The sequence below is a fragment of the Prevotella sp. P4-51 genome (assembly GCF_002251455.1).
Taxonomy (GTDB): domain Bacteria; phylum Bacteroidota; class Bacteroidia; order Bacteroidales; family Bacteroidaceae; genus Prevotella.
In genome coordinates this window covers 1-13691 of the sequence record NZ_NPJM01000035.1, presented here as the reverse complement: position 1 = coordinate 13691, position 13691 = coordinate 1, and the positions used below count along the sequence as shown (strand labels likewise).

Below are 13691 nucleotides of genomic sequence, written 5' to 3'. Positions count from 1 at the left end.
GCGGAAGTGGTAATTTTGCGGCATGATGATGAAACGATACATTTTAGTAAGGCTGCGACTGGCAAGGAGTAGGCTGCGCCACCGTTAGCCGCCGCAAACGGTCTCGCCATTGTCGCCGCCGGCATGATCCTTGTCAACGTACTATCTTTGCATATTATTCAAAAAATCTCATTCAATGTCAGTTCGTTTTAATGCGTTTTGCATCGTTTTAATAGGGTATTAAAATGATGCAGAGTGGTCAAGTAAATCGAAAAGAGTTACTATCTCGACGATTACATTATGTATTATCTCCTCTTCTGATTTGCCAAATTCAGAAAGGTGCTTCTTTCCAAGCCAGACATGGTCTTTTGCGTAACCTCTCTCTCCCAACATACCTGCAACCTTGTCATCATTGGGATTATATTGAGGCGTCTTATATTTGTCTTCATAAGCCTGGCGTATGTACAAATGGCTTTTGGCTATAGTTATACCGTATTGCGCATTTTCGTTCTTTCTGATTCTCGTTCCATGCGCATAGATATAAGAGGATAGTTTGCCAAGGACAGCTTGCTCTATCTGGCAGTAATCCAATTTGTCCTTTCTTTCACGTTTAACCTCATGCTTATTGTGATATGCCTGATTTTCTTTAGCACAAAAGTCTCTTAATTCGCCGATATTGATATGGTCTATGTCTTTTTTATATACATACGCAAAGAACCTGGCTATTAGTGCCTTTTCTTCCTTGGTCAAGTAAGCGGCAGGATGAGGGACGCCATAACAGGGGATGTCATTAAACTCACCCATAAGGATGCGACCCAAAACGGGATTATTGGCCTTGTCGTATCTAAACGAAAAGCCGGCAACATTTATAGAAGCCAATCGGCTAAAGGCATCTTTTCCACTTAGAAATACAATCATCTTGGGATTGCATAGTCTTATCAGTTCCAATGTCTGAGGAAAGGTCTGGGTCAATAAAGATCGGTTTAATTCTGCAGCTGTTGCTGTATTGAAGAATGTAGCATTAGCCATAACAAATCTGCTTTCATCATCCAGAACATTGGGATGACCTAAACCACTGAAATAGATTTTAAGATTTCTGAAATAATTCCATGTGTGATGCAGACTCCAGCTTGTGCAATTTCCATGTTTAGGGTTCTTACAGAAATTACCCGATACCAATTGCTCGGCTGTCATTCCCCGATGAGGGTCAATGCCCCAGTTGGGATTGGCTATCATGTCTTCATAATTACCACCAGAGCCAGGATTGATGCCGGCTATCAAGACATCAACGGAGTCGGTGCCAACAATATTGTTTAGGTCCGATTGTGAATAGAAAGCAGGGACATTATTTCTGCCCAACTCGTCAGCAATGCCATTATAAACTTTAATGGTCGCCTTGCCCCAATCCATCAACTCTTCTTTGGTCATATATGTATCGTTATTTGTTCATCATTCTATATTACGGCGTCTACAAAGCATAGCTGCCACATCTGTCACAGTTATTCAATACTCCTTTCTTTAACTAACGATTTCTATGCAACGATATTGTAAAGATAGCTCGAATTTGTTAAGACAAAGGATATACATAAGCCGATAGCGGTGCCACAGCCATTACCTTCATCACCTTCTCCACCCATGCAGCAAAGGCTGAGACCCTTGCTGTATGGGTGGAGATGGTGTTTATTCTGATTGCGGGGTGGGAAATAGTGATTGCGGGGTTTGCAGTCATTATTGCGGGCTTGGCAATCACTATTTCGTGCCACGAACCCAACTTTACTGTGGGCTCGGGCGAGATGGGCTTGGGCTCGGGTGAGATGGGGATGGTCGCTGACAAGATGGCTGTGGCCTCTGGCATGGCGGCAACGGACTCGGGCATATTGCCAGCGGGGGCTATCTTGGTCGGAGTCATGGGCGATGGAATGGGGATGGGGGCGGCGTCGGGGGCAATCGTGAGGGTGGCGACAGCGCAAATAATTGCAGCGGCGGGGTGCAATTGTTTGTAAACAAACACATTACTTAATAATAATTTTGTAACTTTGCACCAAAATAAATACAATCACAACAAATATGGAGAAGAATTTCAAGCGTACTACCGTGACTGCGGCGCTTCCTTACGCCAACGGCGGTGTGCATATCGGCCATCTCGCCGGCGTATATGTGCCTGCCGACATCTATGTAAGATATCTCAGACTGAAGAAAAAGGATGTGATATTCATCGGCGGAAGCGACGAGCACGGCGTACCCGTGACCATACGTGCCCGCAAGGAGGGCATCAGCGTGCAGGAGGTGGTAGACCGCTATCACAAGCTCATCAAGGACTCGTTTGCAGAGTTCGGCATCTCGTTCGACATCTACAGCCGCACCACCAGCAAGATACACCACAAGTTTGCATCCGACTTCTTCCGCAAGCTCTATGACGACGGCAAGCTCGAAGAGATCACCGAGGAGCAGTACTGTGACGAGGTGACCGGCGAGTTCCTCACCGACCGCAATATCGTGGGCACCTGTCCGCGCTGTGGTGCCGAGGGTGCCTACGGTGACCAGTGCGAGAAGTGCGGAGCCACGCTCTCGCCCGAGGAGCTTATCAATCCCACCAACAAGAACAACCCTGGCCACGGCCTCGTGAAGCGTCCCACCAAGAACTGGTATCTCCCGCTGGGCGACTATCAGCAGTGGCTCAAGGACTGGATACTGGAGGGACACAAGGAGTGGCGTCCCAATGTGTATGGACAGTGCAAGTCGTGGCTCGACATGGACTTGCAGCCACGCGCGATGACCCGCGACCTGGACTGGGGTATCCCCGTGCCCGTAGAGGGTGCCGATGGCAAGGTGCTCTACGTGTGGTTCGACGCGCCCATCGGCTATATCTCCAACACCAAGGAGCTCTGCGACAGCGACCCGGCCCGCTGGGGCAACTGGGAGAAGTGGTGGAAGGACGACGATACCCGCCTCATCCACTTCATCGGCAAGGACAACATCGTGTTCCACTGCCTCATCTTCCCCACCATGCTCAAGGCCCACGGCGGATATATCCTGCCCGACAACGTGCCTGCCAATGAGTTCCTCAACCTGGAGAACGACAAGATTTCCACCTCGCGCAACTGGGCGGTGTGGCTCCACGAGTATCTCGTCGATTTCCCCGGCAAGCAGGACGTGCTCCGCTATGTCCTCACAGCCAATGCTCCCGAGACCAAGGACAACAACTTCACCTGGAAGGACTTCCAGGAGCGCAACAACTCTGAGCTGGTGGCCATCTATGGCAACTTTGTCAACCGCGCGCTGCAGCTCACCAAGAAATACTGGGGCGGCGTGGTTCCCGCCTGTGGCGAGCTGACCGAGGTTGACCGACAGACTATCGCCGAGTTCAAGGACGTCAAGGCCAAGGTCGAGGAGCTGCTCGACGGCTTCAAGTTCCGCGACGCGCAGAAAGAGGCCATGAACCTGGCGCGTATCGGCAACCGCTATATCACCGAGTGTGAGCCCTGGAAGGTGTGGAAGACCGACTCCAAGCGTGTGGAGACCATCCTCTACGTGTGCTTGCAGCTCTGCGCCAACCTCGCCATCGCCTTCGAGCCTTTCCTGCCGTTCTCTTCCAAGAAGCTGCGCGCCATGCTCAATATGGACAGCTTCGAGTGGGAACAGCTGGGCAGCATGGACATCCTCGCCGCCGGCACACAGCTGGGAGAGGCTTCGCTGCTCTTCGAGAAGCTGGAAGACAGCGTCATCGACGCTCAGCTGCTCAAGCTCGAGAACACCAAGAAGGCCAACGAGGCTGCCAACTATGAGCCCGAGCCTATCAAGGACACCGTGGACTTCGACACCTTTGAGAAGCTGGACATCCGCGTGGGTCTCGTCACCTCGTGCGAGAAGGTGAAGAAGTCGAAGAAGCTGCTCAAGTTCCACATCGACGACGGCACCAAGGACGGCCGCACCATCCTCAGCGGCATCGCTGCCTACTATGAAGACCCACAGGAGCTCGTGGGCAAGCAGGTGTTGTTTGTAGCCAACTTCGCGCCACGCAAGATGATGGGCGAGGAAAGCCAGGGCATGATACTCTCGGCTGTCAACTACGACGGCACACTCTCTGTGACCACCACATCCAAGGATGTCAAGCCTGGAAGCCAGGTAGGATAAATATAGACTGTAGAGCCTCATGTGCCTTTCATTCCCTCGGGAAGTCTAAGGCTCATGAGGCTTTTCGCTTACCTTGGCGCGAGCATACGGGTCATGAGCAGAGCCCCAGCGCCGATCAGCCCCGCCCTGTCAGCCCTGCCAGCCGCCAGTGTGTTCACCCCGCCAGCCGTCAGCCGCCGCCCCGGTGCTCCAGTTGCTGCTCCGGAGAGACTGTATACCAACCCAAAAGTAACTATCCACTATCCGCACAACGATGAAGAGATACATCATCACCACACTTCTTGCCCTGGTAGCCATCGCGCTGCAGGCGCAGAACATCAAGGCCGTAGACCTGGGTCTGTCGGTCAAGTGGGCCGATGCCGACCTTGGCAGCGCCGACGGGGAGAGCAAGTACTACTTCCAATGGGGTGAGCCCAAGGGAGTATGGATGCAGGATTACAAGGCCTCTGCCTATCCCCCTGCCATCCAAGCCAAGCTGGACCCCAACAAGACCATATACAGAAGCCAGATAAGTAGCCAACTGGCCGAGCGAGTGGGCAAAGACAACATCCTTCTGCCCCAATACGATGCCGCCAGAGTCATTCTGCGCAGCCACTGGCGCATGCCCAACAAGGCAGACTGGACCGAACTGATAGAGAAGTGCAAGTTTGAGTGGGACAGAGTCAATGGCAGGAAGTGTATCAAGGTGACCGGCCCCAACGGCAACCACATCTTCCTCACCAACGGCGGATGGCTGGATAGCGACAACAACAAGCTGAAGAAATACTATATAGGCAAGGTGAGCTACTATTGGTCGAGCGAGGTCATGAACTATGGCTATGGCCCCGCCGAGATTATCTCCTTCTGGTGTAACAACAACCCCAAAGGCAAGATAGAGCCCCGCATCGACACATGCGACTTCCCCGCGCGCGGCATCCTTGTACGCCCCGTCTACGACGACCGCACCCCCGCCCCGCAGCCGGCTCCCCAGCCCGCACCCAAGCCACAACCCCAACCCAAGCCCGCTCCCGTGGTGACCGTCAAGGCTGTGCCCACATTCACCTGGACCACCCTCCCCGCCACCACCACGCTGACCAGCGTGAAGATATCGGTGGGCATACGCTCAAAGAGCCAGATTACCGCCACACATGTCTATGTCAACGGTCAGATGTATCGTGGGATCAAGGCGGTGACCAACGATGGCTCGGATATGCGCATCGAGCAAACCGTGCCCCTCGTCGAGGGTAGCAACATCATCAAGGTGAGCGCCACCAATGCCGACGGCACCGCCACCTCCGAGCGCACCGTAGTGCGCCAGACCACCAAGCCGGTGACGGCGACCCAGGGCAAGCGCATCGCCCTCGTCATAGGCAACTCGGCATACCCTGCCCAGCGGCTCGCCAACCCGCAGAACGACGCCGCAGATATGGCTGCCAAGCTCAAGACGCTGGGCTTCGAGGTTATCCTGCTCCAGAACGGCACCAAACGGCAGATGGACGACGCCATCAACCAGCTGGGACAGCGCGCACAGGGCTACGACGCCGCCATGTTCTACTACGCCGGTCACGGCATACAGTACAAGGGCGCCAACTACCTTATCCCCATCAACGCCAATATGCACTCGGCGAGCGATGTGGAGTATGAGTGTACCGACTTGGGCCGCGTGCTCGACAAGCTCGACGAGTCGGGCTGCAAGATGAAGATTATCGCTCTCGACGCCTGCCGCAACAACCCCTTTGAGCGCAGCTGGTATCGCGGAAGCGCCGACAGGGGTCTCTCGGCTGTCAATGCGCCCGTGGGAACATTCATCTCCTACGCCACAAGCCCGGGTAGCGTGGCTGCCGACGGCCAGAACCGCAACAGTCCATACACTACAGCACTGCTGCAGACGCTCGACACGCCCGGACTGTCTATCGAGACGGTGTTCAAGCGTGTCGCCGCCAGCGTGTTCACCGCCACCAACCGTCAGCAGACGCCCTGGTACTCCAGCTCGCTGTTCCAGGGAGACTTTATCTTCAACAACAAGTAGACAGACATGAGAATTACATCACTCCTCATAACCCTGCTCTGTGCCACCGGCATGATGGCGCAGAGCGAATATGGCACCGGACTGGTCTTCGACGACGACGCCTACGCCCGCATACCGCGCCAAGCCACCCTGCTTACCCGCGACTACACCGTGCTGCCCAAGGCCTACTCTCTGAGGCGCTTCTGCCCCGTCGCCCGCAACCAGGGACAGTTTGGAACCTGCACCAGCTGGGCCACATCATACGCTGCACGCACAATAGCCGACGCCATACGCAACGGGTGGACATCGCAGATAGTGATAGACCGCGAGGCGTTCTCGCCCATATTCGTCTACAAGCAAATCAAGGGCAGCAACAAGCCCGGATGCAGCGACGGCACATCCATACAGGACGCCCTGGACCTGCTCACCGAGAAGGGCGCGCCCAAGTTCAGAGACTTCAACGTGCTCTGTGCCGACTACATCCCCGCAGCGCTCTTCGACAAGGCGCGGAACCACACTATAGACGACTACAACACCCTCTTCTACCCCTTCGACACCTACGATGAGAAGGTGAGGACGGTCAAGAAGGCGCTGTCGCAAGACATGCCGGTCATCATCGGTATGTCGGTGCCCAACTCGTTCTTCAAGTGCAAGGACGTGTGGGTCAAGACCGAGACCAACAATGACGGCGGCGGCCACGCCATGTGTGTGGTGGCTTACGACGACTACAAGTACGGCGGCGCCTTCCTCATCCTCAACAGCTGGGGCACCGCATGGGGCAACAACGGTTATACCTGGGTGAAGTATCGTGACTTTGCCGACAACACCCGTTATGCCTTTGAGATGTATGTGGCCAAGAGGCCCAAGCCGCAGCCACAACCCAAACCGCAGCCTCAACCCCAGCCCAAGCCGCAGCCACAGCCCAAACCGCAGCCACGCCCCCAGCCGGTCGTGCCCACCTACAGACTGGCAGGCTCACTGCGCTTCCAGCTCTCCACGGGCGAGACTATGGCAGCCACGCTCAACGCTGGCATCTACCGCATGAAGTCGGCATACATCTCCGGTACCCGCTACCGTCTGTATGTCACCAACAGCGCCCCCGCCTATGTCTACATCATCGGCTCGGACATCACCAACAAGGTGACGCGTGTGTTCCCGCCGACCGACAATATCAGCCCTGCCCTGCTCTACAGCTCGAGCAACATAGCCATACCCGACGAGAAGTGGTATATCGAGATGGACGACACCCGAGGCACCGACCACGTGTGCGTCATCTACTCGGCCAAGCCCATAGACATCAAGGCGCTGATGGCACAGGCAGAGAGGTCGGCAGGCTCCTTCAGCCAGCGCGTGCGACAGGCTCTGGGCTCGCGCGCCGTAGCAGCCTCGGCCATCACCTACACCCCCGGGCAGATAGGGTTCAAGGCTGAGAGCACCGCTACCGCCGTTCCCGTATTCATAGATATCCAACACCAATAAGCAACAACCACTTACAAGAAATGAAGAGAATAATAGCAATGGGCGCCATGCTCCTGATGGTACTCACAGCCATGGCCCAAATGGAAGACCCCGTAAAGTTTACCGCCGAAATCAAGACCGGCAAGACCGCAGAGGCAGAGATAGTGTTCAGCGGGCGCATCGAGGCCGGCTGGCATATCTACTCGACCGACCTGGGCAGCAGCGGACCCACCGAGGCTTCGTTCCATGTCAACAAGGCCGACGGTATAGAACTCGTAGGCAAGCTCATGCCCCGCGGCAAGGAAAAGAGCCACTTCGACCAGATGTTTGGCATGAACGTGCGCTACTTTGAAGGCACCGCACAGTTTGTCCAGAAGATACGGTTTACCAAGCCGACCTACACCATCGACGCCTACCTGGAGTATGGCGTGTGCAGCGACGAGAACTGTCTGCCGCCGGGTGAGGTAGCGCTCAAGAAGAGTGGCAAGTCGCCCGCCGTGGCTGCTGCCACCGAGCCCGCAGCTGCCGAAGTGGCCGAGACTGCAGCCCCAGTCGTGGCCGACAGCACTGTGGCTCCTGCCGACAGCGCCGTGGCTCCCGTCACCGCCAGCACCGAGACCCTCTGGTGGCAACCCGTGACCGAGCAGCTCGAGGCGTTAGACAGCGAGGCCAACATAGCCAACCACTCGCTGTGGTACATCTTCATCGTAGGATTTATCGGTGGACTCCTCGCCCTCGTCATGCCCTGCATCTGGCCCATCATCCCGATGACCATCAGCTTCTTCCTCAAGCGTGCCAAGGACGACCGCCGCAAGGGCATCAAGGACGCCATGACCTACGGTCTGTCTATCGTCGTCATCTATCTGGGTCTGGGCCTGCTCATCACCGCCATCTTCGGCCCGAGCAAGCTCAACGAGCTCAGCACCAGCGCCGTGTTCAACGTCATCCTGTTCCTGCTGCTGCTCGTCTTCGCTTTCTCCTTCTTCGGCTGGTTTGAAATCAAGCTGCCCGACCGTTGGGCCAACGCCGTAGACAGCAAGGCCAGCAGCACCACAGGTCTTATCTCGATATTCCTCATGGCATTCACGCTCGTGCTGGTATCATTCTCCTGCACCGCGCCCATCATAGGTCTGCTGCTGGTGCAGACTGTCACCACCGGCGACTGGCTGGCGCCCACCATAGGCATGCTGGGCTTCGCCTTGGCATTGGCTCTGCCCTTCACACTCTTTGCCCTGTTCCCCTCGTGGCTCAAGTCGGCACCGAGGTCGGGCTCGTGGATGACCACCATCAAGGTCGTGTTGGGATTTGTCGAACTCGCCTTCTCGCTGAAGTTCCTCTCCGTCGCCGACCTGGCCTACGGCTGGCATCTGCTCGACCGCGAGGTGTTTCTCTCGCTGTGGATTGTCATCTTCGGAGCCATGGGCCTCTACCTCATCGGCAAGCTGAAGTTCCAGGAAGACGCTGTGGGCGGCGAGATAGACAAGCCCATGCCCGTGCCCTGCATCATGGCGGGACTCTGCGCCATAGCCTTCGCCATCTATATGGTGCCCGGACTCTGGGGAGCGCCCTGCAAGGCCATCAGCGCCTTTGCGCCACCCATCAACACCCAGGACTTCAACCTCAACACCAAGACCGTAGAAGCCCATTACCACTCCTATGAAGAGGGAATGGCGGCTGCCAAGGCACAGGGCAAGCCGGTGCTCATCGACTTTACCGGCTTCGGCTGCGTCAACTGCCGCAAGATGGAGGCTGCCGTATGGACCGACCCCACCGTGGCAGATATGCTCAACAACCAGTACGTGCTCATCTCGCTCTATGTAGATGACAAGACGCCGCTGGCAGAACCCGTCGAGGTGAGCCTCAACGGACAGCAGCGAACCCTGCGCACCGTCGGCGACAAGTGGAGCTATCTGCAGGCAAGCAAGTTTGGCGCCAACGCCCAACCCTACTACATCGCCATCGACAACGACGGCCGTCCGCTCAACCATGCCTATGGTTTCAAGGAGGATGTGGCCGCCTATATCGACTATCTGCAGCAGGGTCTGAACACCTATCGCCGATAGGTCCAATCCCCCACCACGCATAGAGGCCCACGCCGACAGCCCCGCAATGAGGAGCATCGGCGTGGGCCTTTTATTGATATTTAACATACATCATCCCCACGGGTTGGAGATTTATATCTATCTTTGTCAAAATAACTATTTCCTACCTTATTATATATATGGGCACTTCCGACTTTACCAACCCCTACAACGAGACCAATGCCGACGCCGCCAAGCGACTCTACACCAGTGCTACCCAGAAGTACGACCTCAAGGACTATGCCGAGGCCGTAAGACTCTATGAGCAGGCGTGGCAGAAAGCCCCCTATGTGGGCACTTTCCACAATCTTGCACTCTGCTACTACCACGGTTGGGGCACGGCGAAGAACGCTATGCGGTGTCACGACCTAACGTTCCACGCCGCGCGGATGAACGATGCGCAGTCCATGTACAACCTGGCTTCGTTCTACAGCTCGGGCTTCGGATGTGAAGCCAACCCGAAGAATGCCCGCTACTGGCTGGAGCAGGCTGCCAACAAGGGCTACATCCCTGCCCGCTACACCCTCGCCGTCAAGCAGCACGCCGAGGCGCAAGCCAATCCCCCGCTGCTCCATTTCTGCTACCGCAACCTCAAGGCAGCAGCCGACAACGACCACGAGAAGGCGCAACGGCTGATGGCCGAATGGTTCGGACCGATGACCGAAGAAGAGTGGCAGGGCATGACGACCATAGATATGTTCAACAGAGGCTGCAACTGGACCAACGGCACCAACGGCTACAACCAGAACTACGTACTGGCGCTGCGTTGCTACTATGCCGCCGCCAGCCGCGACTACGATGGCGCCTGGTGCAACATCGGTTGGATACTGGCAGAGCAAGACCGGATGAGCGAGGCCAATGAGGCGTACCTCAAGGCTGCCAACCTGGGCAACAAGATAGCTATGGTAAACCTCGCCAACAACCTCTTCTACGGCAGAGGATGGGCAAAGGACGAAGACGGAGCCCGACAGTTTCTGCTCATGGCAAAGAGCCATGGCTACGAGGGCTTCGACGAGATAATGGCTGGCTACTTCCCCGAAGACGAGGTGGATCGACAGGCCGAGGGCATGACTCCCTACCAGATGGTAAGACGGGGATGGACGCTCATGGAGGGCCGCGACGGTGAGGCGCGCAACCTCAGGGTGGCTGCGCTGTGGTTCGACCGCGCCGCCCGCAATGGCTACGACGACGCATGGGTCTACCGAGGCCGGGCACTTGCTCTGCAGGGGCTCCACGACCAGGCTTTCGCCGCCTATCGTGAAGGTGCCGACCAGGGCAATATCGACTGCATGGGCATCCTTGGACGATGCTACGCCAAAGGTCTGGGATGCGAGCAGGACAAGGGGCGTGCCATGGACTGGTGGGATAAGGCGTACCACAGATTTCACCCCAGAGCGGGCAAGATGATGACCAAACTCTGTCCCGTAGCGGCTCGCAAGAGGATGGCGCAGTACATGATAGACAACATGAAGATGTGTATCGACCTGGACTTCCGCTTCGACGATGTCAATGTCAGGAAACTGGCCGACGAGCTGATAGACCACGAGGAGTATGACACTGCGCGCACGCTGCTCAGGCGCTGCGTCTCGACCATAGCCAACAACGTGGGCGGCAGCGACCTCTACGAAGACGTGCTCGTGCAGCTGGCGTGGGTTTACTTCATGGACGGTAAAGGCGACGACAACTACAACGCGCCTTATTACAACACCCGCGCAGCCCACGACATCGCGATACTCATCGGCAATGACTACAGGGGCAGCGACAGGGGCAAGGCTGAGTTCAGGCTTGCTAATATCTTCGACGAGTGCTTCGCCAACTACGAGGACTATGAGATCGGACAGCTGGAAGAGCACTTCAGCCAAGATTGGTACAACCGACGGGCATACCACTATTTTGCCATAGCGGCAGAGCATGGGTATTACTATGCCATGTTCCGCCAGGCGGTGGCGCTCATCTATGGCTTGCCGGTGGCGGAGGATTACGACAAGGCCTACGAGCTGCTCTGCCGGTGTCAGGAGTATCAGCCCAGGGCGCTCGCCTTATTGGGTCTGATGCATTTTGACCCAAAATACGGCCGCCAAGACTATCAACAGGCACGCGAATACTATGAAGACATGGTCGAAGAACTCGATATAGAGGGAAACGGCGCCCTCACGGTCAGGACGTCCATGGCCTGTGTCAATCTGGCAGACATCTACATCGGGCTAAACACGTATGCCTACGACCGCAAGGCGCAACAGCTGCTCGAGATAGTGCGCGACTACCACGGCTATCCACACGCCGACGCCGACGCTCTCTATGGCTACATGATAGTCCAGGGCCGATGCGACAACGGGAGATACTCCTACGACGACGGCGTCGAAATGATGCGCAGAGCCTATCGCCAGCACGACGACCGCGCAGCCAAACTGCTGCGTAAATGTGGATTATAGGCGCGTTTTAGTTAACAATTGTTATAGCGAGATAACATTTAACTAACAAAGTTGTGCTTTTGAACCTTTTGTGCAAACTATTGCAATACTTTTGCGTGTAGAAACAACACCTAAAGCATTACAATATGAAAAGAGAAATGGTTATCTCCTCGGCACAGCCAGCAGTTGAGTTCAAGAGCATCAGCAGTAGAATAGCCGCAGCGGTACGCATGCCGCTGGTGGCACTGAGTCGCTATTATTCGATGGTTCTGGAGCGCGAAATCAACATCCGCCAGACCCTCATGCTTCTCAATGCGCAGACAGCCTTTGTCTTCGCCGTTTTTCCCGTCGACGGCCCGCTCGTCCTTCGTGCCCTCTGCGCCGCATGGCTATGGCATGCCGTCAAGAAATGTCGCAACATACTTACCAACTAATCTATGATATACCTCGTAGGGCTATCCCGCCATTCTCATCTTGTCACAATAGAAGCGGGATAACCCTATACGTAGCAATTATCTTTATCTCTCCCAATCCATAATGGCATCCCAGTCAGACAGGATGCCCATAATCTAATACAATGAACACCGAGGGGGCCTCGCCAGCAGTCCACACCAAGTAGGAGGAAAGCGGCGGGTGGCCCCTCGCTTTGTGTAGTGGGACAGGAGATAGAACGCCGAAGCCCCTCTCCAACTCTCCCCAAGGGAGGGCCGGGGAGGGGCCACCCATCTGCAGCGGCAGCTCTGTAGGAGTTGCGATTACACAGCCCAGGGTTGCGGGCATGGCCCGCTACCCTGGGTAGCTGCCCCACTAATATTGCTACTCTGTAAGAGTTGCGTTTAGCCGTAGGCGTTATACTCAATCTTCTTATTTCCGCCAACCCATTTCTGCCCATTAACCTGCTGCGGGTAACGCCTTCGGCTAATCGCAATACTTACAGCATTGCTTTCTCTTTTTTTGTCCTTACCCAGGGTAGAGGCGCTGCGCACCTCAACCCTGGGCTGGGAAATCGCAACTCCTACAGAGTTGCCAAGGACAAACGAGCTGGGAAATCCACCGATGCCGGCACGCACTCGACGGTAACATACAGCAAATCCATCGTGGATGGCACGCCCACAACGGCAACTCTAAAAGAACATAAAACAAGCATTTTTCCGTAAAATGTGGATTAAAATTCCGTAAAATATGGATTTTAATTCCGTGGTTTGTGAATTATATGAGAGGAAACAACAAACACGGCAAGGCTGGTGTCATGAGGATAAGAACGATAATACCCCATGGCATGCCATGAGGTATTATTATAAGGTTCTCCGTATGAAGCTTTAACCCAAAGTACATCGTTGACGGTACGCACCCAATGGCAATATGTGGGAAATCCATCGTGGATGGTACGCACCCAACTGCAACTCTGTAAGAGTTGCGATTCCACAGCCCAGGATTGCGGGCATGGCCCGCTACCCTGGGTAAGACACCCGCTAACATAGCAACGCTGTAAGTGTTGCGTTTAGCCGTAGGCGTGTACCTTCCTGAAAAAAGTTGAATGGATTTTACATTAACCCGACTATAAGTTGATTGTTTTTTTACTTAACCCTAGTCAAGGTTGAATTTATTCTCTTAACCCTATTGAAAGTTGAGTATTGTCTT

The 13691-nt window shown here is 55.3% G+C and carries 8 protein-coding genes; 6 read left to right on the top strand and 2 right to left on the bottom strand.

Features of this window, described 5'->3' with window-relative positions; translation table 11 throughout:
- Positions 1-219 precede the first annotated feature (219 nt).
- Both CIK94_RS04190 and CIK94_RS13950 read right to left on the bottom strand, forming a co-directional pair.
- The gene (locus tag CIK94_RS04190; protein WP_022310585.1) at positions 220-1407 is read right to left on the bottom strand and encodes a hypothetical protein; all 1188 of its coding nucleotides are present in this window, start codon (positions 1405-1407) and stop codon (positions 220-222) included.
- Positions 1408-1546: 139 nt separating this feature from the next.
- Positions 1547-1990, bottom strand: coding sequence for a hypothetical protein (locus tag CIK94_RS13950; RefSeq protein WP_144008288.1), 444 nt, complete (start codon positions 1988-1990; stop codon positions 1547-1549).
- A gap of 56 nt (positions 1991-2046) precedes the next feature.
- Between CIK94_RS13950 and metG the strand changes: the two genes are divergently transcribed.
- From metG to CIK94_RS04155, 6 genes are all read left to right on the top strand, one after another.
- Positions 2047-4113, top strand: a complete 2067-nt coding sequence (metG, locus tag CIK94_RS04180) for a methionine--tRNA ligase (protein WP_094385192.1) — start codon at positions 2047-2049, stop codon at positions 4111-4113.
- A 253-nt stretch (positions 4114-4366) separates the two neighbouring features.
- Positions 4367-6121, top strand: a complete 1755-nt coding sequence (locus CIK94_RS04175; protein WP_094421473.1) for a caspase family protein — start codon at positions 4367-4369, stop codon at positions 6119-6121.
- A 6-nt stretch (positions 6122-6127) separates the two neighbouring features.
- Entirely contained in the window at positions 6128-7579 is a 1452-nt protein-coding gene (locus CIK94_RS04170; RefSeq protein ID WP_094421469.1) for a C1 family peptidase, read from the top strand.
- 20 nt (positions 7580-7599) lie between these two features.
- Positions 7600-9621, top strand: coding sequence for a cytochrome c biogenesis protein CcdA (locus CIK94_RS04165; protein WP_094421467.1), 2022 nt, complete (start codon positions 7600-7602; stop codon positions 9619-9621).
- Between the two features lie 158 nt (positions 9622-9779).
- Positions 9780-12071, top strand: a complete 2292-nt coding sequence (locus CIK94_RS04160) for an SEL1-like repeat protein (RefSeq protein ID WP_094421465.1) — start codon at positions 9780-9782, stop codon at positions 12069-12071.
- Between the two features lie 125 nt (positions 12072-12196).
- On the top strand, positions 12197-12484 hold the full coding sequence (locus CIK94_RS04155) for an ATP-binding protein (RefSeq protein ID WP_254046061.1): 288 nt from the start codon (positions 12197-12199) through the stop codon (positions 12482-12484).
- The last annotated feature ends 1207 nt before the right edge of the window (positions 12485-13691 follow it).